The 20,255-nt window shown below is 72.9% G+C and carries 13 protein-coding genes and 1 pseudogene; 7 read left to right on the forward strand and 7 right to left on the reverse strand.

What is annotated here, in order from left to right; translation table 11 throughout:
* Positions 1-32 precede the first annotated feature (32 nt).
* The gene (locus ACWD4O_RS24305; RefSeq protein WP_451282941.1) at positions 33-2,348 is read right to left on the reverse strand and encodes a glycosyl hydrolase family 95 catalytic domain-containing protein; all 2,316 of its coding nucleotides are present in this window, start codon (positions 2,346-2,348) and stop codon (positions 33-35) included.
* A 174-nt stretch (positions 2,349-2,522) separates the two neighbouring features.
* On the opposite strand from ACWD4O_RS24305, the gene ACWD4O_RS24310 reads away from it, so the two are divergent.
* A complete protein-coding gene (locus tag ACWD4O_RS24310; protein WP_451282759.1) occupies positions 2,523-3,200 on the forward strand; it encodes a polysaccharide lyase family 7 protein in 678 nt (225 codons plus the stop codon).
* 128 nt (positions 3,201-3,328) lie between these two features.
* Positions 3,329-4,666, forward strand: a complete 1,338-nt coding sequence (locus tag ACWD4O_RS24315; RefSeq protein WP_451282761.1) for a cytochrome P450 — start codon at positions 3,329-3,331, stop codon at positions 4,664-4,666.
* Between the two features lie 90 nt (positions 4,667-4,756).
* Here ACWD4O_RS24315 and ACWD4O_RS24320 read toward each other — a convergent pair whose 3' ends face one another.
* From ACWD4O_RS24320 to ACWD4O_RS24335, 4 genes and pseudogenes are all read right to left on the reverse strand, one after another.
* Positions 4,757-5,254, reverse strand: a complete 498-nt coding sequence (locus ACWD4O_RS24320; RefSeq protein WP_450947608.1) for a peptidylprolyl isomerase — start codon at positions 5,252-5,254, stop codon at positions 4,757-4,759.
* Positions 5,255-5,330: 76 nt separating this feature from the next.
* Positions 5,331-6,806 (reverse strand): glutamate-cysteine ligase family protein, encoded by a 1,476-nt coding sequence (locus ACWD4O_RS24325; RefSeq protein ID WP_451282763.1) that lies wholly within the window; start codon positions 6,804-6,806, stop codon positions 5,331-5,333.
* Positions 6,807-6,928: 122 nt separating this feature from the next.
* On the reverse strand, positions 6,929-7,855 hold the full coding sequence (locus tag ACWD4O_RS24330) for a hypothetical protein (RefSeq protein WP_451282943.1): 927 nt from the start codon (positions 7,853-7,855) through the stop codon (positions 6,929-6,931).
* A 512-nt stretch (positions 7,856-8,367) separates the two neighbouring features.
* A pseudogene (locus tag ACWD4O_RS24335) lies at positions 8,368-8,673 on the reverse strand (peptidoglycan-binding domain-containing protein); the annotation flags it as partial.
* A gap of 173 nt (positions 8,674-8,846) precedes the next feature.
* Between ACWD4O_RS24335 and ACWD4O_RS24340 the strand changes: the two are divergent.
* The 4 genes from ACWD4O_RS24340 to ACWD4O_RS24355 all read left to right on the forward strand — a co-directional run bounded on the left by ACWD4O_RS24340 (position 8,847) and on the right by ACWD4O_RS24355 (position 15,807).
* A complete protein-coding gene (locus ACWD4O_RS24340) occupies positions 8,847-9,698 on the forward strand; it encodes a hypothetical protein (RefSeq protein ID WP_451282765.1) in 852 nt (283 codons plus the stop codon).
* A complete protein-coding gene (locus ACWD4O_RS24345) occupies positions 9,695-11,905 on the forward strand; it encodes a bifunctional serine/threonine-protein kinase/ABC transporter substrate-binding protein (RefSeq protein ID WP_451282767.1) in 2,211 nt (736 codons plus the stop codon). The genes ACWD4O_RS24340 and ACWD4O_RS24345 overlap by 4 nt, the downstream gene beginning before the upstream one ends.
* Positions 11,906-11,917: 12 nt before the next feature.
* Complete coding sequence (locus tag ACWD4O_RS24350; protein WP_451282769.1) at positions 11,918-14,122, forward strand: bifunctional serine/threonine-protein kinase/ABC transporter substrate-binding protein; 2,205 nt, start codon at positions 11,918-11,920, stop codon at positions 14,120-14,122.
* An 83-nt stretch (positions 14,123-14,205) separates the two neighbouring features.
* A complete protein-coding gene (locus ACWD4O_RS24355) occupies positions 14,206-15,807 on the forward strand; it encodes an MFS transporter (RefSeq protein ID WP_451282771.1) in 1,602 nt (533 codons plus the stop codon).
* A 285-nt stretch (positions 15,808-16,092) separates the two neighbouring features.
* Here ACWD4O_RS24355 and ACWD4O_RS24360 read toward each other — a convergent pair whose 3' ends face one another.
* Complete coding sequence (locus tag ACWD4O_RS24360; RefSeq protein ID WP_451282773.1) at positions 16,093-17,283, reverse strand: MFS transporter; 1,191 nt, start codon at positions 17,281-17,283, stop codon at positions 16,093-16,095.
* Between the two features lie 133 nt (positions 17,284-17,416).
* Between ACWD4O_RS24360 and ACWD4O_RS24365 the strand changes: the two genes are divergently transcribed.
* Complete coding sequence (locus ACWD4O_RS24365; RefSeq protein WP_451282774.1) at positions 17,417-18,937, forward strand: glycoside hydrolase family 3 N-terminal domain-containing protein; 1,521 nt, start codon at positions 17,417-17,419, stop codon at positions 18,935-18,937.
* Here ACWD4O_RS24365 and ACWD4O_RS24370 read toward each other — a convergent pair.
* Positions 18,934-20,169 (reverse strand): glycoside hydrolase 5 family protein, encoded by a 1,236-nt coding sequence (locus ACWD4O_RS24370; RefSeq protein WP_451282945.1) that lies wholly within the window; start codon positions 20,167-20,169, stop codon positions 18,934-18,936. The genes ACWD4O_RS24365 and ACWD4O_RS24370 overlap by 4 nt on opposite strands.
* Between the last annotated feature and the right edge of the window lie 86 nt (positions 20,170-20,255).

Consider the following 20,255-nt stretch of genomic DNA (forward strand, 5'->3'; position numbering starts at 1 on the left):
CCTCCCTGTTGTGCGTCCGTGCGGACGGTCGGCTACGGCAGTCCCCAGGCCGGGCCCGGTTCGCTGACGGCGACCGGCGCGATGACGAGGTCGGGCCGGGAGCCCGAGTGGACGAGCACCTCGCGGCCCTTGGGCAGGTCGATGCCGAGGACGCCGTCGCCCAGGTCGTGGGTGCGGGCCGGGGTGCCGTCGTCCAGCACGGCCGTGATACGGCCGGTGAGCCCGTGCCGCAGCTTGAGAGGCTCGCCCGCCAGGCTCCTGATCCGGATGAACCGGGTCGTCCCCGCCTTGCGGACGGCGCTGACCAGGAACGCCCCCTGGGTGCGGAAGTCGTGCAGCGTGACGTCCGCCCACGCTGCCGGGACGGCCGGGAAGACGCGGAGCACGCCGCCCCAGCTCTGGCAGAACATGTCGTGCAGCGACTGGGAGGCGGACAGCGGCGTCTCGATGACCGGACCGGCCTCGGTGTAGTGGGTGTTGGGGCGGCACGGGTAGCGGGTGGTGGTGTCGAAGAACTTCCGCAGATAGGCGATCGCGGTGTCGCCGTCGCCGGTCATCGCGTACAGCGAGGCGGCCCCGGTGTAGCTGTAGCCCCGGTGGGCGCCGGTCAGCGCATGCCAGTGCTCGACGGACTTCGTGATCAGCTCACGGCTCTCCGGCTGGTCCCAGTTGACCAGGTACAGCGGATAGACCATCAGCAGGTGCGAGTAGTGCCGGTGGGACTGCGCGTACGGGGTGTCGGCGCCGATCATGAAACCGTTGTCGTCGACCGGGTACGGCGTGAGCTTGGCCAGCACCTCCTGCCAGCGCGGGGTCAACTCGTCCTCGATGCCGAGCAGTTCGGCCGACTCGATGAGCGTCTGGCAGCCCCACCGGATGAGGGCCAGGTCGTAGTTGGTGTCCTGCGGCGGCACGACCGGGTACTCGGGGGAGAGCGTGCTGGGCAGATGCAGCCTGCCGTCGCTGCCCGGGGTGAGGAAGTGCAGGTAGTAGTTGATCGTCCGGCGCAGCACCGGGTAGACCGTGTCGCGCAGCAGGGCCCGGTCCATGGAGTGCCGGTAGGACAGCCACACGTTGTGCAGCGCCCAGGCGAGGTCGCCGGTCTCGGCGCCGGTGCCGGGCCGGCCGACGCCCCGGTTGGCGAACATGTCGGAGCTGCGGCCCACCCCCGAGCTGTCCGCGCGGTAGGCGGCGGGCACGTTGGCGATGAGCTGTTCCTGGTTCTGCCGCAGGGTGGTGGCGAGGGCGTCGAGTTCGAGGTGGTTGGAGCCGTGGATCAGCCAGTACTCCAGCTGGATGTTGAGGTTCCACCACACCGCGGGCCAGGGCGTCGGCTCCAGCCACGGCCCGCAGGTGGCCATGACGGGACCGTCCGCGCGACTGGCGGAGGCGACCTTGTAGAGCTGGATCCAGTGGAAGCTCTGCAGCCGCTGGTCGGGGAACGAGACGAAGCTCTTCGGGTAGAACGCGTGCCACCAGCGGGTGTGCCGTCGCCGCAGCGCGCCGTACGACGCCGCGCGGCGGAGGTTGCGCAGCGAGTCGGCCTCGGCGGCGGTGTCGGAGGGCGAGCTGTGTCCGACGCTGAGCAGCAGCTCGTCGCCGGTGCGGCGGTAAGAGGTCGCGGTCTGTCCGCCGCCGACGAGGGGCTGCAGCACCTGCTCGGTGCCGTCGGCGGTGGTCCGGGTGGTCCAGGGCGGGTTGGCGGTGTACCCGGCGGGCGGGGCCTCGCTGATCTGCCGGGGGCTGACCGCAGCCTCGGGGTGGAACGTCCAGACGGCCTGCTCGTCCCCCTCGGCCGTCACGCGGACGGCCAGCACCTCGTCGTGGATGAGGGCGGAGAGGGTGAGGGTGCCGGCGGTGGTGGTGACGGTGCCGGTGAGCTCGGCGTTCCACAGGCTCAGCCGCCAGTCGACTGCGGTGACCGTGCCGACCGGTTCGAGGGTGAGGTGTCCGACCGGCAGCCGGCAGGTGCCCCAGCCGCTGCCGAACTCGGGCCGGTGGTCCTGGACCCGGCCGTGCTGGACGGTGAAGCGGATCTGATTCACGCCCGGTTCCTGGTAGATCATGCTGCCCAGCAGCCCGTCGCCGAGGAACGGACCCTCGTACCAGCGGGTGGGCAGCGTGCTCCACAGGAGGTCCTGGTCGCGCAGGAACCGGCTCCAGGACTGGTCGGAGGTCATGCTGTCGCGGAGCTTCCAGGGATGCCGGTCGAGCGCGGTCCCGGCGGTCCCGGCGGTGGCGGCCGCTTCGGCGGTGCCGGGCAGTGCGGCGACCGCGGCACCGCCGAGAGCAGTGCCGATCACCGCTCTCCGGGGCAGGCCTGAGGGGTTCCCCGACTGCGAGGTCATCATCGTCCTCCAGCTCTGACGGATCATCGATACATCGGATACATCGGGTGTATGCCGGGACCGTAGGGAGGGTTCACGGACATGTCAAGGGTTCAAGTCCTTGACTCCTCCGATGTATTGGCGTTGTCTGCTGGCGTGTTCCTGACATGGTCCATACCTGGGAAAGGATGCGCGATGAACCGGAGAACCCTCTTACGGGCGGGCGGCGGTCTGCTGGCCGGCGGCGTCATGACGGCGGCGGCGACCCCGTCCGCCGGCGCCGCGCCCGCCGCCGACCCGACCGACGGCTGGACGCAGACCGCGTTCACCTACAGCTGGCAGAAGCCCTGGAACCTCGACCTCGCCGACCGGCACAGCTACAGCGGCGGCGTCCATCGCATGTGGGTGTACGCCACCGACGAGCCGTTCGAGGAGGACAGCACCACGGACCCGCGCACCGAGATGCGCTGGAAGAACGACTACAAGACGGGCGACCGCATGTGGGACGCCGACGTCTATCTGCCGTCCGGCAGCGACGGCGCGTCGTTCGTGCAGATCCTGCGCGGGGTCCATCCCGCCGGTACCCCGGCCACCGACATCATGCTCAACGTCTACGACACCGGCGGCGGCACCGTGCGGCGCTACGACGGCACGGTGCTCAAGACCGACGCGTACGACACCTGGTTCAACGTGAAGATCGCCCACCAGGCGACCAGCGGCACCGGGACGATCAAGGTCTACTTCGACGACTCGCTCGTCCTGACGGTCGCCGACCGGGGCCCCGCCACCCGGTACTTCAAGAACGGCGTCTACAACCATGGTTCCGGCCGCGTCGAGGCCCGCTTCCGCGACATCCTCTACTGGACGCGGTGACCGGACCGGGCGAGAGCCGACCGACAGCCCGCCTCGGCGGGCTGTCGCTGCGTGTGCCCGCTCCCGTACAGTCCGTGGGGTCAGTGCTCCGCCGCGGCCGGGCACACGGGTCGACCAGGAGAAGAGACATGGACACCGAAGCCGGACCCGGCTCCCTCGCGCCCGCCCCCGCAACGGGGCGGCCCCTCCCCGAAGCCGACCCCGCACTCGTGGCCGGGTGGCGTTCGGGGGGAGGCGAGCTGGTCGAACTGCTGGCCCAGGTGCGCGAGCGGCTCGGCGGGGTCGCCGCCGTCCGCCTCGGGCCGGCCGCCGCCCCCACCGTGCTCGTCACCGACCCGCAGGCGGTCCAGCATGTGCTCGCCCGGCACCCGGACCGGTACGTCAAGCGCTCCCACCGTGCCCGTCTGCTGATCGGCGACGGCGTCCTCGCCGCCACCGGCGCCGCGTGGAAGCGCCAACGCCGCCTGCTGCAGTCCCAGTTCACCGGCACCGGGATGCGCCGCTACGAACAGCGGATCACCGCGGCCGCCCGCACCACCGCGGCGCGCTGGGAGGGGTACGCCCGCACCGGGCAGAGCCTCGACGTCGGGCGGGAGATGCGCCGCTTCGCCGTGGACGCCATCTGGCGCTCCCTCACCGGGCACCCCCTCGACGACGCGACCGAGCACGAACTGGCCGCCGTGGCCGCCGTCGCGGCAGCCCTCCCGACCCTGCCCGCCGACGCCACCGACGCCCGGGACGCCGTGGCCGCCGATCTCGCCCGGATCGACACGGTCGCCCGGCACGCCGTCGAGGCCGCCCGCAGCGGGACGGCGGGACCCGACGGCCCGGGTCTCCTGCACGTCCTGACCGACGCCGCCGCCGAGCACCCCGAGTACACCGACCGGCTGATCCGCGACGAGCTGGTCACGCTGCTCGTGGCCGGACACGAGACCACCGCCACCACGCTGACCTGGCTCTACCTGCTCCTCGACCGGAACCCCGCCGCCCGGGAACACGCGCTCGCCGCCGGCGGCGAAGGCTCGGCGGGGCGCCGCCAGGCCCTCCAGGCCCTGGTCCACGAGACGCTCCGGCTCTACCCGTCCGCCTGGATCCTGCCCCGCCACGCCACCGAGGACGACACCCTCGTCGGCTATGCCGTCGAGGCGGGCACCGACCTTCTCGTCAGCCCGTACCTCACGCACCGCGACCCCGAGCTGTGGCCCGACCCGGAGCGCTTCGACCCCCGGCGCTTCACCGCCGCCGACGGCCGCCCCACCCACCCGGGCGCGTACTACCCCTTCGGCATCGGTCCCCGCGCCTGCATCGGTCTGCAGTTCGCGCTCCGCGAATCGACCGTCCTGCTCGAACACCTGCTGCCGGCCCACACCCCGGTCTTCTCCGCCACCCCCACCGGCACGACGTACGGCATCACCGTCCGCCCCGACGGTCCCGCCCCGGCGACTCTGGAACCGTTCCGCAGCTGAACGCGGGACGTGCGAGCCCGGAGCGCACGGGTACCGCCCGCGGCCGGCCGGGGTGCTGTCCCCGGCCGGGCGGGCGGTGCGAGGCCACTGTCAGAGCTGACCGGACGCGGAGATGGTGATCTTCGCCGAGGTCTTGCCGCTGCCGGAGCCGAGCGACTCGATCTTCCGGACGAGGGCCATGCTGTCCTCGTCGGCGACCTCGCCGAACACCACGTGCTTGCCGTCGAGCCAGCCCGTCACGACCGTGGTGACGAAGAACTGCGAGCCGTTGCTGTTCGGGCCCGCGTTGGCCATGGACAGCAGGCCCGGACGGTCGTGCTTGAGCTTGAAGTTCTCGTCGGCGAACTTCTCGCCGTAGATGCTCTTGCCGCCGGTTCCGTTGCCGCGGGTGAAGTCACCGCCCTGGAGCATGAAGTCGGGGATCACCCGGTGGAAGGAGGAGCCGGCGTAGCCGTAGCCCTTCTCGCCGGTGGCGAGCGCGCGGAAGTTCTCCGCCGTCTTGGGCACGACGTCCTCGAAGAGGTTGAAGTTGATGCGGCCGGCGGGCGCGTCGTTGATGGTGATGTCGAAGTAAACCTTGATCGTCATGGCTCTATCCTGCACGGTCCGGGGAGTGCTGTCGCACAGTGGGTCTCGTGTCGGCCCTCGTACCCCCTCTGGCCAGTCAGTCCACCGGCCAGGTATGGGCGGGAGCATTGAGGTGCATGTAGTCGATGTACTGCTGGGTCATCCGCCGCAGCGCCTCGTGGCGGTCGGCCCCGGCGGCGGTGATGCGGTGGAACGTCTCCTTCTGCCAGACGGCCCCGTTGCGGCCGGTGACGCACCGCTGCTCGATGATGCCGAGCAGCGGCTCCCGCCAGGCCGCGTCCATGCCGGAGCGCTCGAGCCCCCGGTGCGCCAGCGGCAGCAGCCGCCGCAGCACCAGCTCGGGCACCGGCGCCTCGCCCATCCCCGGCCAGTACAGCCGGGCCTCGATGCCGTGCCGGGCAGCCGTGTGCAGATTGTCCTCGGCGGCCCGGAAGGACATCCGTGACCACACCGGCCGCTCCTCCTCCACCAAGGCGCGGGTGAGCCCGTAGTAGAAGGCGCCGTTGGCGAGGGTGTCGGCGACGGTCGGACCGGCGGGCAGACAGCGGTTCTCCACCCTCACGTGCGGCCGGTCGTCGGCCACGGCGTAGACCGGGCGGTTCCAGCGGTAGATGGTGCCGTTGTGCAGGGTCAGCTCGGGCAGCTCGGGGACGTCTCCGCCCGCCAGCGTCTCGCGCGGGTCCTGCTCGTCGCACAGGGGCAGCAGGGCGGGGAAGTAGCGCAGGTTCTCCTCGAAGAGGTCGAAGACGCTGGTGATCCACCGCTCCCCGAACCACACCCGGGGCCGTACCCCCTGGGCCTTGATCTCCTTCGGGCGGGTGTCGGTGGCCTGCTCGAACAGTGGGACACGGGTCTCGTGCCAGAGCTCCTTGCCGAACAGGAACGGCGAGTTGGCCGCCAGCGCCACCTGGACGCCGGCGATCGCCTGCGCCGCGTTCCAGTAGGCGGCGAACTCGTCGGGGGAGACCTGGAGATGGAACTGGGTGCTGGTGCAGGCGGCCTCGGGGGTGATTGTGTCCGCGTAGGTCTGCAGCCGGTCCACGCCGTCCAGCTCGATGTGCAGATCCTCGCCCCGTGCCGCGAAGACCTGGTCGTTGAGCAGCCGGTAGCGGGCGTTCTCGGACAGCGCCGACTCGCCCACGTCCGTCTGTCGCAGGGTGGGCAGGATGCCGATCATGATCAGATGCGTGCCGACCGACCTGGCGCGCTCCTCCGCGTGATTGAGCGCGGCGCGGATCTCGGACTCCCAGGCGTCGGGGCCACCCTCGGTCAGCCGGCGCGGCGGAACGTTGATCTCCAGGTTGAAGCGGCCCAGCTCGGTGGACCAGGCGGGATCCGCGATCGCCTCCAGGACGTCGCTGTTGCGCATCGCCGGCTCGGCCCGGTCGTCGACCAGGTTCAGTTCGATCTCCAGGCCCACCTGGGGCCGCTCGGACTCGAACCGTGACTCGCGCAGCATCTGCGCGAACACCTCGAGGCACTCCTGCATCTTGATCCGGTACCGGCGGCGGTCCTCGCGGGTGAAGACCAGCGCCGGGACATCACGTCCCATCGGTCCTCCCGTCCGTCGTCGGACGCCTGCTGCCTCCAGCGTCGCACCACCGGACGCCCCCGACCAGGCGGGATCGGACCTGGGGAGCGGCCTCGGGAGCAGCCTCGGGAGCGGATCCCGGTCTACCCGGCGGGTCCGGCCAGGCGTTCCACCTCCCGGGCGGCGTTCTGTGCGGCCCGTTCGGCGCGGGTCACGGCGGCAGCGGCCGACCGGCGCCGTTCCCCGGCTTCCCTCTCCTCCCGGCTTGCCTGCTCGAGCTCCTCACGTGCCTGCCGGAGCCGCTCCTCGGCGGCGGACAGCTGCCGTCCGGCCCGGTCGTGCAGGTCGTGCGCCTGATGCAGCACCTCGTCGGCGTCCGCCTGCTCGGCGCGCAGATCACGGAGCCGTCGATCGGCGGCCTTTGCCGCCCGGCGCGCCGCGCGGAGCTGCTCCTGTCGCTGTCGGCGCCGCTCGGCGAGCTCGTCCTTCGCCCGTGACCGCGACGAGGGCGGCGGTGTCGCATCGGCGGGCTTGCGCGGTCCAGCGGCGGCCGAGGCGGCGGCCGCCGGAAAGTCCGCCGGCGGGGTGAGGGCGCTCTCCAGACGTCCGGCGGCCCACCGGTCCGCCGCGTCCTCATCGGCGAGCACGGCGCGCAGCGTGGATTCGACGTCCCCACGAGCCGCGTCGGAGAGCCGGTGTCCGGCCTCGACCGCCAGGTCGGTAGCCTGCCGGGACAGCGCCGAGACGACATTGCGGCGCTGCCCGGACAGCTCCTTGATCCCGTCGGCGTCCAGGGTCCGGTAGGCCTCGCGCAGTGCGCGCCCCAGCTCCAGGAACCGTCGGCTCTCCTGCGGCCGCGAGCGCAGCAGCAGGTTCGCCGCCCAGGCCGCGAGCGTGGGGCGGCGGGCGGCCCGGATCCGACGGGCGTCCTCGGGGCGTCCGTCCGCCTTGGCCGCCGCGGCCAGCTGCTCGCGCCGGGCGACGAAGCCGGAGGGCGGCGTGGTGTGGAGCTCGTCGAGAAGCCTCTCCACGTCGTGCTCCGCTCCGCGCCGCACACCCTTGCGCCCCATGATCGTCAGCTTCCACCCGGCCGGTCCGCCGCGCACCTCGGGCGGCCGCACGCGCCGTGCCAAGACGGCTGTCTCAGCGGTTGGCCAGGCGGTCCAGGTCGTCCTGGGTGCCGTTGAAGACGTCCGCGGTGGCCGGGGCCCTGATGCCGTCGAAGAGCGCGGACGCGGTGTACTGCCACATCAGCCAGGTGCTGGAGCCGGTCGGCAGCGGGGGCTCGGCGATCGACCGGCGGTAGTCCGCGAGCTGCAGCGGATACCCGGCGAACGCGGTCGTCGAGCCCAGGCAGTCGTCGAGGAACGACTTCCAGGTTGAGACGGCACTGCAACTCCTTGACGTCGACGCCCTTGGCGCCCTGGCGCAGCACCGGACGGGCGGTCGAGTGCCCGCAGACGGAGGCCTGTCGGACGCCTGCCGCTCCCGCGGGTGAGCACGGCTGCGGATGGGCGGCCCATGAGTTGAGCGCGGCCCAGGTCAGGGGGCCGATCTCGCCGTCGGCGGTGAGTCCCGCACAGTCCTGAAACGTCCTGACCCGTTCCTCGGTGGCGGGTCCGAAGGAGCCGTCCACCGCGATCGGCGTATGGCTGCCGGTCTTGGTCGCCAGGTTGATCTCGCACTGTGCTTCGAGCGTGGCCTGGCCGGTGGACCCTCGCCGGAGCGGCGGCTGTTCGGCGGTGTGACCGCACACGGCGACCGCGGCCGGGGCGTCGACCTCTGCCGGGGCGTCGACCTCTGCGGCATCGACCGCTGTGGTCCCTAAGCTGAGCATGATCAAGACACTTGCTGAGGCCAGGCCTCGTCTGAGCGTCCTCGGTCCCATTCGTTCCTCCTGAGATTGCCGGTGTGAAGGCGTCGGCCGTGTCGGTCGCACCGGTCCCGCTCGAAGCGTGCGGTAACCCGGACAGGCGCAGGCCAAGGGTTCTACTCTTTGTCGTGCCTGAGTGAGGCCCGGGAGAGGGCTGAGACGGTGCGGAGCGCCGGGGGGCGGGAGCAGTGGACAGAGGGCTTTTACGGGGCTTATGTGCCTTTTCGGCGGGCGGCTTACTGCTGATCGCAGGATGTTCCGGCGGCGGCGGATCCGGCGACGGGAAGTCCACGGCGAAGCCGACGAAGACGACCACCGGAACGGTCGCACAAGGGGAGGACGCCCCGGGCGACCCGGCCGACGGAGCCTCGGCCGCCCCCAGTGCCGCGCCCACCGCGCTCGACGTCACCCTCGACCCCGACCGAGCCCCGAAGACCCGCGCGGACGCCGTGCGCCTGGCCGAGAAGGTCGCCGCGGGTCCGGAGCTGTGGGGAGCCGGCTTCGTCATCGCGTCCCCGGACAGCGATCCGGGCTCCTGGCCGGTCCTCGACAGCCAGTGCGTCTGGCAGCGTGAGCCCGTGCCCGACGATGTGCTCGCCAGCATCACCCGCTACAGCGAACTCCCCGCCGCCGACGGCAAGGGCCCGATCAGGGTCGCCACGACCGTCACCGTCCACAAGGACGTGGACGGCGCCGACTGGGAACAGGCAGCGACCCTCGAAGAGGCGCTGCGCTGCCCGGAGCAGACGCTGCGCGCGGGGGAGAAGGTCTCCGGCCTCAACTCCGTCGGCATCCCGTTCGGCACGAACGGCAACGAATACGCCGAGGACGCGCTCTACGAGACCGGCGACTACCAGAGCGACTCCTTGGGCGGTCCCTACTCCTACATATGGACCCAGGCCCGCATCGGCCAGGTCACCGTCGCCACCACCGGCCGGGTCTCCCAGGGCCACTCCGGGGAGGAACTGAGTTCGGCCGTGGCCGAGACGCAGAGTTCCATGCTGGTCCGCCTGGAGACCGAGCTGGAGGTGGCCGAGTGACCGGCCCCCTGCTGCCCTCCGACCCCTCCCGCCTCGCCGGGTACCGGCTGCTCGGCCGGCTCGGCGCCGGCGGCATGGGCGTGGTCTACCTCGGCCGCACGGACGACGGCGCGCCGACCGCCGTAAAGGTGATCAAGGCCGAATACGCCGACGACCCCGAGTTCCGGGCCCGTTTCCGGCGTGAGGTCGAGGCCGCGCGACGGGTCAGCAGTCCCTGGGCGGTGCCCGTGGTGGGCGCCGACCCGGAGGCCGCCGAGCCCTGGCTCGCCACCGCCTTCGTCCCCGGGCCCTCGCTCGCCGAGGCCGTCGCCGCGTGCGGGCCGCTGCCCGTGCGCAGTGTGCGCGTTCTGGCCAAGATGCTCGCCGGGGCGCTGGCGGAGGTGCACGCGGCCGGTCTGGTGCACCGGGACGTCAAGCCCGGCAACGTGCTGCTCGCCGTGGACGGGCCGCGGCTCATCGACTTCGGGATCGCGCGGGCCGCCGACGACACGGCGATCACCTCCGCCGACATGATCGTCGGCACCCCCGGCTTCCTCGCGCCCGAGCAGGCCGAAGCCCGCGCCGACGCGCTCGGCCCGGCCGGCGACGTCTTCTCGCTGGGCTGTCTGCTGGCCTACGCGGCGACCGGCCGCCCGCCCTTCGGCACGGGCGCGGTCGACGCCCTGCTCTACCGCACGGTGCACGACGATCCCGACCTCGAAGGCGTCGACGAACAACTGCTGGTCCTGCTGCGGCCGTGCCTGGCCAAGGACCCGGCCGAGCGTCCGTCGGCGGCCGGGCTGCACGGGCTGATCATGGAGGACACCCCGGGCGAACCGGCGGGCTGGCTGCCGCGGGACGTCGTGCGGATCATCGCCGAGAGGTCGGCCGCGATGCTCGCCCTGCCGGACATCGAACCGACCGTCGCCGAGCCGCCTGCCACAGCCGAGGCCTCGCCGAGCCGGCGGCGGTTCCTCGTCGCGGGGGCGGCGGGCGCAGTACTGGTGGCGGGGGGTGGTGCGGCGGCGGTCTGGGCGGCACTCCGCGACGACGGTGACGGTGACGGGAAAGCGTCCGGAGCGGGAACGGGCGGGTCCCGGGAGTGGATCGTCGGACTCCAGGCGGATCTCAGCGGCCCGGCGAAGGCCCTCGGCCAGGCGCAGGAGCGCGGGGCGCGGCTCGCCGTCGAGCAGTTCAACGCCCGTAAGGACAAGCCCTTCACACTCACCCTGAAGACGGCCGACGACCGGGGCGACGCGACCCGGGCGGGCACCGTCGCGCGCGCGTTCGTCGAGGACAAGGACGTGCTCGCCGTCCTCGGCCCGACGTCCGACACCCCCGCCCGCGCGGTCCTCGCCGTGTACGACGAGGCGCTGCTCCCGCTGATCTCCGTGTCCGCCGGGGCGAGCATCCTGACCACCGCGGAGAACCGCTCCTTCCTGCACGCCCGCCCCAACAACCTCGAGGCCACCGGGTCCATCGTCATGCTCCTGACCGCCGGCGGAGAGGCACTGGGCGCTCAGTACGCGTCCAGTGCGACGGCCGGCGGCCCCTCCCGGCGGCCCGGTCTGCTGCTGGACCGCAGCGCGGGCGACTACGCCTGGGAGAGCGTCGGCTCGGTCAACGCGCTGGTACGCAACGCGGGCCTCACGCCCTACCCGAGGGTCGTCCCGGCCGGCACCGACGCCTTCCGGCCCATCGTCACCGACATGCTCGCGGCGGGCTCCGACGCCTTCGTCTACGGCGGGTACGCGCCGGGCGCGGCCGTCTTCGCCCGCGCCCTGGCCGCGGCCGGCTTCGACGGGCCGGTGTACACCCCGGGAGCCGTGCTGACCACGGAGTTCCTCCGAGCGGTGGGCGCGGCCGGCGACGGCTGGCTGATCACCGCCACCTGTGTCGACCCCACCGAATTGCCCGCGGCCGCCGACTTCACCGCAGCCCATCGCAAACGGTTCGGCAGCGCCCCCGCCTACTTCGGTGCGGAGGCCTACGACGTCGTCAACCTGATCGCGGACGGCCTGCGGAAGGCCGGGAAGCGGCCGACGCGCGCCGAGCTGATCAAGTCGCTGCGCGCGACCGCCTATCAGGGCGTGACGAAGACCTTCGCCTTCACCCCCGACACCGGGTCCTTCGTCGCCCCCGCGAGCGGCGCGGTCTTCGGCTACCGGGTCGACGGCGGCAGGTTCCGTTTCCTGGGCCCGGCCCCCGTACCCTCCGCGTCGTCCTAGGGCTGCCGCACCGTGCCCGTCGCCGCCCTGCGTCCCGGGGACCCGCCCGTCATCGGCGGTCACCGGTTGCTGGGCCGGCTGGGCGCGGGCGGCATGGGCGTGGTGTACCTGGCCCGGACGCCGGGCGGGGCACTGGTCGCGCTCAAGGTGATCCGCGCCGAGTACGCAGCCGACCCCGCCTTCCGGGTGCGTTTCCGGCGCGAGGTGGAGGCGGTGGCCCGACTCGGCGAGCGAAGCGAGACGGGGGTCCACCCGGCCGAAGGCCGGGGGGAGGTCGCGGGGCGGCCCGGCGGACGCTGGCTGGTGCCGGTGACCACCGCCGACCCGGAGGCCCGCGAGCCCTGGCTGGCCACCGCGTACGTCCCCGGGCCGCCGCTCATCGACGCGGTCGCCCGGTACGGGCCGCTGCCGCCGGAGAGCGTACGGGTGCTCGGCGCCCGGCTGGCCGAGGCGCTGGCGGAGGTGCACGCGGCCGGACTGACCCACCGGGACGTCAAGCCCGGCAACGTCCTGCTGGCCCTCGACGGACCGCGCCTCATCGACTTCGGCATCGCCCGCTCGGCGGACGCGACCGCGCTCACCGCGAGCGATGTGGTGATCGGCTCCCCGGGCTATCTCTCGCCCGAGCAGGCCCAGGCGGGCGGTCGGGAGCGGGTCGGCCCGCCGAGCGACGTCTTCTCGCTGGCCTGTGTCCTCGCCTTCGCCGCCACCGGCCACCGCCCCTTCGGCACCGGCACCCCGGCCGCCGTCATCTACCGCACGGTCCACGACACCCCCGACCTCACCGGCGTACCGGACCCGCTGCTGCCGCTGCTGACCGCCTGCCTCGCGAAGGAACCCGGCGCCCGGCCGTCGGCGCGGGAGGTGCACGCGGCCCTCGACCCCGGCGGTACGGCCGAGGAGGATTGGCTGCCCGTTCCCCTCCCGGGGCTGATCGCCGAACGGGCCGCGCGGGTACTGGAGTTGCCGGCGCCGCACCCGCCCGACCCGGACGACACCCAGGTGGACACCCGGCCCTCACGGAGGCGCCTCGTGATCCTCGGGGCGGCCCTGGGGGTGCTCGGCGCGGGCGGCGGCGTGGCTGCGTGGGTGTCCCGCGGCAGAGCCGGTGGGCCCACCGGCCGGGCGGGGGTCCCGCTCCCCCGGTACACGATCGGGCTGCACGCCGATCTGAGCGGCGGGCAGAAGAGCCTCGGGCAGGCCCAGGAGCGGGGCGCGCGGCTCGCCGTGGAGCACCACAACGCCCGTACGGACCGGGACTTCGACCTCGTACTGCAGGTCAGGGACGACGGCGGGAAGCCGGACCGGGCGGTGCGGACCGCCGCCGCCTTCGTGGCCGACGACACGGTGTACGCGGTGATCGGCCCCACGGCCGACGCGACCGCCGTGGCCGCCAAGGAGACGTACGAGAAGGCCCTGCTGCCCGCGCTGATCGTGTCCGCCGGGAACGAGGAGCTGTCCGACAGCGCAGCCGAGGCGATCTACCAGCTCAGGCCCAGCGACAGCACCCTGACGGCACCGGTGCTGTGGTACCTCACCCGCGTCGAGCCCGTCCACCGGACCGCCGTCGTCGACGACCGGGCCGCGGGAGAGGCCGGCTGGAGGAGGGTCAGGTCGGTGAGCGAGTTCCCACCCTCCAACGGCACCACCACCCTCCACGCCGTCGCCGCCGACAGCGAGGACTTCCGCACCGCCGTCGACGCGGCCCGCGCCGCCGGCGCCGAGGCGCTCGTCTACACCGGAGTCTCCGCCCACCGGGCCGCCCTGTGCGCCCGCGCGGTGCGCGAAGCGGGCTTCGCCGGCCCGTGTACGGCCCTGGAGCCGGTGCTGGGGCCGGCCTTCCTGGCGGAGGCGGCCGAGGACGCCGAGGGTTGGGTGTTCGCCGCCGCCCATGTGGATCCGTCGGCCCTGACGACGGCGAAGCCCTTCGTGGCGGCCTACCGCAAGCGCTACGGCGTCGCCGAGGTGGGCGCCTACGCCGCCGAGGCCTACGACGCGCTCGGCCTGGCCGCGGAAGGGCTGCGGCTGCTCGGCCCGGACGCGGTCGAGCGGGGCGGCATGACCCGCAGGCTGCGCACGCTCACCTACCGGGGCGTGAGCAAGGAGCTGTCGTTCAACAGGACGACGCTGCAGATCCTTTCGGGACCCGGGCTCTTTCTGTACCGGGTGGAGGAGGGACGCGCCCGCTTCCTGGGGCAGTACGAGACGGTGAAGTGAAGGCTCAGGGAGCGCCGGAACGCCCCACCGGTTCAGCGCATGCGTCGTCGGTCCAGCCGGGTCAGACTGAAGTGGTGACTGGCATGTACACCAAGCGCCCGGCGGGAGGCGCGTCCGCAGGGGGTGGTGCGCCTTCGCAGTCGGTGGCGCTCGCGGCCATGATGTTCGCGGTGGCGATGACGTTCATCGACCAGACCATCGTGTCGATCGCGACGCCGGACATCGTCGACGAACTCGGCCTCTCCGCCTCCGGCATGCAATGGGTCGTCAACGCCTATCTGCTGGCGCTGGCCGCGTTCTTCGCCCTCGGCGGACGGCTGGCGGACCTCCTCGGTCCTCGCCGGATCGTCGTGACGGGCACCCTGGTGTTCGTGGTCTCGTCGGTCCTGTGCGGCTGCGTCCCCCGCGGCGACGCCGCCCTGACCTGGCTCATCGTCTTCCGGACCACTCAAGGGCTGGGCGCCGCACTGCTCTTCCCCGCGGCGCTGGCGGTCGTCGTGGCGGTCTTCCCGGTGGAGCGGCGCGGGCGCGCGCTGGCGCTGTTCTTCGGCGTCACCGGGGCGCTGACGGCCCTCGGGCCGCTGCTCGGCGGCTGGCTCACCGACTGGACCTGGCGGGCGATCTTCTGGGTCAACGTGCCTGTGGCGATCGTCGCGTTGATCCTGACGGCCATGGCGCATGTGTCCGATCGCCGCCGCGACGAGCCCTTGGACGTGCCGGGCGCCGCGCTGATCGCGGTCGGCATGGGCGTGAGCGTGCTCGGCTTCCAGCAGGCGTCGGCGTGGGGTTGGGACAGCGCGGTCACCTGGGCGTGCATCGTCGGCGGCCTCGGGGTGCTCTACGTGTTCTGCCGCTACGAGCTGCGCACGGCCCATCCGTTGGTCAGGCTCGCGGTCTTCCGGGACCGCGCGTTCGTCGTCGACTCCTTCGTGCTGTTCTTCGCCATGCTGGCGTTCGTCCCGCTGTTCTACTTCGCCTCCGTCTACGCGCAGGTGTCCCTGAGCGCCTCGCCCAACCAGGCGGCCCTGTACCTGCTGTACTTCTTCGCGGGCTTCGCGCTCGCCTCCCAGTGGGGCGGGCGGATCCTGGACAAACAGGGCGCGCGGCCGGCCATGAAGCTCGGCTGCGCGGTCGGCGCGGTCGGCTTCGCACTCTGGGCGGGCAAGCTGACCGACCTGTCCATGCACGACCAGTGGCCCTACGCGGCCCTTGCGGGGGCCGGCATCGGCTTCATCCTCGCGCCCGCCTCGACGGACGCCGTCAACCGGGCGATCGACGCCTCGTACGGCGAGGTCACCGGCGTCACCCAGACGATCCGCAACTACGCCGCCAGCGTCGGTCTCGCGCTCTTCGGCACGCTGTTGACCCACTCCATGACCGACAGGGTCACGGACACGCTCGAGTCGCGCGGGGTGCCGTCCGAGGCGGCGGGCGACGCGGCCAGGGGCGTCGCGGAGGCGGTCACCGGCACCGCCGACGACCAGCGGTTCAGCGGTGGCGGTGCGGTCGCGGACACCGTGCGGGAGTCGATGTCCGCGATCCGCATGGACTTCGCCGAGGCCAACCAGCGGGTGTTCTACGGCATGGCCATCGCCCTGGGCATCGGTTTCCTGGGAGCACTCCGGCATCCCGGCGGCACGCAGCGGTCCGAGGAGACATCGGACGACTCGCGGGCCCGCCGTTGAGCCGGGGAAGCGGGACGGCCGCCCCGGCTCCCGTGCCTCAGCGGCTGCGCAGCGCGCTGGTGGTGAAGAATCCCATGGCTGCGGCGCTGACCAGGGCGCAGACGGCGAGGAGAGCGGTACGTCGCATCGAAGGGCCTTTCCGGTGATGAAGGATGGGTGCTGCAGGCTGGTTCTGAAAGTTGCTCTGCAGGCTGATTGCCGGTTGCTCTGCAGGTTCTGCACAACGTCCGTCGGCCCCGCCCCGCTTCGCCCATGGACCGAACCCACCCGTACGGCTGCGGGTGTTCACCTGCCTGCCGGTACCGGCCGCCGCAGCAGATAGGCGGCCGCGGTCGAGACGAGGACGGCCATGCACGCGATGAACACCAGCCCGGCGCCCTCCAGGCCCATGGGCTCCGCCAGTACGCCCACGCCGATCACCGGCACCGAGATGCCCGCGTAGGCCACCACGAAGAGCGTCGAGATCACCGCCGCGCGCCGGTCCGGGGGAGACGCCCCGGCCACCGCGGCCAGCGCCGCGCGAAACGCCAGCCCCTGCCCCGCCCCGCCGACGATCGCGCTGAGCACCACCAGCGTCAGCGAGTCCCAGCGCAGCGCGCCCGCGAGCAGGGCCAGCCCGGCCAGCAGCGCGACGCAGCCCAGCGGCAGCGAACGCCCGACCCCGACCCGGCCGACGGCCAGTTGTCCGGCCGTCGAGGAGAAGAAGGCCAGCGCGACGACCAGACCGCTGACGGCGTGGTTGTGCACGTCCAGGGACTGGGCGAGGAACGCGGGGCTGACCGAGGTGAACACGCCGAACAACGCGAACCCCACGAACGAGGCGATCGCTGCCGGCCCGAACACCGGGCGCACCGGTGCGGGCAGGCCGGGCCGTTGCGGCCGGACGGTGCTCAGCGGTCTGAGGTCGTGCACGGTCTCCGGCAGCCGCAGCACGACGACGGCCGAGCAGACGACCAGGGCGAGATGCACGACGAACGGCAGATACAGCGGCCAGGGCGCGTACTGGGCGAGGACACCGGCGAGCAGCGGACCGCAGCCCAGTCCGCCCATGTTGGCGGCCGTCGCCACGAACGTGGCCCGTGAGGCGCCGCCGGGCGGGGCCAGGTCCATCACGTACGCGGTGGCGGCGCCGGTGAACAGACCGGCGGACAGCCCCGACAGCAGCCGCCCCGCGTACAGCCAGCCCAGCCCCGTGGCGCACAGGAAGCAGACGGCGCTCGCCGCCGCGCATCCCAGGCCCCACAACAGCACGGAACGTCGGCCCACGGTGTCCGAGGCGTTGCCCGCCAGCAGCAGCACGCCGATGACCCCGAAGGCGTACACCGCGTACACGACGGTGACCGTCAGCTCGGAGAAGCCGAACTTCTCCTGGTAGAGGCCGTAGAGCGGGGTCGGCAACGTGGTGCCGACCATGCACACGGCGAACACGGCGCCGGCCAGCAGACAGGGCAGCCACCCTCGGCGATCACGGTCCATGCCGGCGACAGTAACGCCGTGCGCGACCCCGGCCGGGCCCCCGTCCACCCGGCGAGTCGGGCCGCTTCCGCTCAGCCGGCGAAGACACGGTTTTTTGAATCGTCCATCCATGCAAATGTTGACTTTCGGCTTGATGAGCCAGAGGATTCCGGAGGTGACGCACTCCGCCTCCGGGCCCGTCGGCCCGGCACTTCCCGCGGCTCTCGACGAGGCGGCCCACCGCTGCCTCGTCGCCGGCTTCGACGGCACGACGACCGTCCCCGACCCCCTGAAACGGCTCATCGACCGTGGACTGGGCGGGGTCATCCTGTTCACCCGCAACATCCGCGACGCCGACCAGGTCCGCGAACTCACCGGCACCCTGCGGGCGTTGCGCCCGGACCTGCTCATCGCCATCGACAACGAGGGCGGCGGCATCGGACACCTGGTGGCCGCGGGCGCACCCGAGGTGCCCGGCTCCTGGGCGCTCGGCGTCGCCGACGATCCGGCGCTCACCGCCGCCTGCGCCGACGCCCTGGCCGGGCACCTGCTCTCGCTCGGCATCACCGCGTCCTACGCGCCCGTGGCCGACGTCCAGAGCCGGCCCGAGAACCCGATCGTGCGCACCCGTGCCTTCGGCGCCGACCCCGAGCTGGTCTCCCGGCAGCTGCGGGCCTGGATCGGGGCCACCGAGGCGCGCGGGGTGGCTTCTTGCGCCAAGCACTTCCCCGGCCACGGCGGGACCGTCACCGACAGCCACCACGAGCTCGCGGTCGACCCGCGGCCGTACGACCGGCTCGACCTCGCGCCGTTCCGGGCGGCCGTCGAGGCGGGCGTGCCGATGCTGATGAGCGCCCACGTCGTCTTCCCCGCCCTCGACCCGGACCGGCCCGCCACCCTCAGTCCGCGCATCCTCTCCGAGCTGCTGCGCGGCGAACTCGGCTTCGACGGCGTCCTGGTGAGCGACGCCCTGGAGATGAAGGCCATCGCCGACCGCTACGGCGAGGCGGCCGGCGCGCGGCTCGCGCTCGCGGCGGGAGCGGACCAGGTCATCGTCGCCGTACCGGACCTGGAGGTCACCCTCGCCTGCCGGGACGCCGTGCTCGACGCCCTGCGGTCCGGTGACCTGGCCCCCGAGCGGGTGACCGAGGCCGCGGCGCGGGTACGGCGGCTCGCGCTGCGCTACGCGGTGCTGCCGTACCGCCCGGACGACGTGGCCGCCTGGGACGAGGAGGCCGGGCTCACGGCGGCGAGAGCGGCCGTGCGCAGCGCGGGGTCCCTGCCCGAGCCGGTGCACGGCGCCCATGTCGTCGACTGCTTCCCGGCCCCGCACCCCGCCCTCAACTGGGGCGGCGAGGACCTTCTGACCGCACTGCGCGCCCTCGACCCGACGGCCACGGGGACGGCGGTCCTCGGAGAACCAGAAGACGCCGAGGATCTCGTGCGGGAGGCGCTGCGGGCGGCGCAGGGGCGGCCGTTGGTCGTCGCCGAGTGCGACGCGGAGCTGTACCCGTGGCAGCGGCGGATGCGGGACGCGCTGTTGGCCGCCCGGCCGGACGCGGTGCTCGTCTCCACCGGGTTGCCCGAGCCGGGCGGCCGCGTGCTGTGCGCGTACGGCAGGGGACGGGTGAACCTGCGGGCGCTCGCGGAGGTCCTGACCGGCGCAGCGGGCTAGACCTTGAGCAGCTCCGTGATGCCCCGGGCCGCCAGATGGGACGGGTCCTGTGCGCGTTCCGCCAGGACCACCGCCGGGCGGACGCCCTCCTGACGAAGCCGCATCCAGGTCTCGAAGAACGCGCCGCCCGGACCGGAGACCGAGCGCGTGGCCGGGGTGCAGTCCAGGACCAGGGCCGTGGTGCGCGGCGGCGCGGGGGCGGGCGCGGCGCGCAGCTCGGCCACCGTGGCGGACAGGGCGTCCGCGATCGGCTTGGGGCGGCCCGTGGAGTCGAACAGGCCCAGCGTGTACTCCAGCTCCGGGAAGTCGGCCAGGGCGCGGTCGACGTCGTGCGAGCACCACCAGGTGACGCCCCACAGCCGCGCGCAGCCGGCCGCGTTGCGCAGCGTCGCGCGGGCGAAGTCGGGGGCGTCGGCCGCCGGGATGTGCGGCTCGGGCGCCCCCGTCTCCTGGACCCAGACCGGGCGGGCCGGATCGGTGGCGTAGGCGGCCGCCAGTTCCGTGCCGTACTCCGCGAGGTGGTGCACCTGCGGCGAGCGCGGGCCGTAGCGGCGGGCGCAGTCGGCGGAGAACACCCAGGGGTGGACGGTGGTCAGGTCGCCCTTGCGGGCCGAGGCCTGCGGGGTGAACGGGTGGTCGTCGCCGTACCAGGCGGCGTCGTACGCGGAGTGCGTGACCAGGCCCGCGTCCGTGCCCAGCCCGTCCCGTGCGGCGGCCAGCAGGGTGTCCAGGTAGTGGTCCACCTCGGCCGGCGACACCGGGTTGTGCTCGACCAGGTTGTTGAGCTCGTTGCCGAGCTGAAGGCCGATGAGGCGAGGATGGCCGGACAGGGCACGGCCCAGTGTGCGCAGCAGCAGCGCCTGCGCCTCGACGGCCTCGGGGTCGGTGAACACGTTGCGGTGGTGCCAGCTGCGCGTCCACTCCGGGTAGAAGTCGAAGCTCGACAGATGGCCCTGCACGCCGTCCACGAGGACGTCGAGCCCGCATTCGCCCGCCAGGTCCACCAGACGGACGAGCTGGTCCACGGCCGAGGCGCGCACCAGGGTGCGGTTGGGCTGGAGCAGCGGCCACAGGTGGAAGACCCGGACGTGGTCCAGGCCCAGCCCGGCTATCTGCGCCAGGTCCTCGCGCGCGAGCCCGGGGTCGAAGTCGTGCCAGGCGTGGAACCAGCCCCGGCGTGGGGTGTAGTTGACACCGAAGCGGAGCGCGGGTGCGGGCGGGGGCGTGTCGATGGGGTCCTCCTCGCGAGACGGACTCTGACGGGCCCTGCCGACGGGTCTTGCCGGCGGGCCTTGTCTGAGGCGAATGTATCAACCAC

The sequence above is a fragment of the Streptomyces sp. NPDC002623 genome (assembly GCF_053592635.1).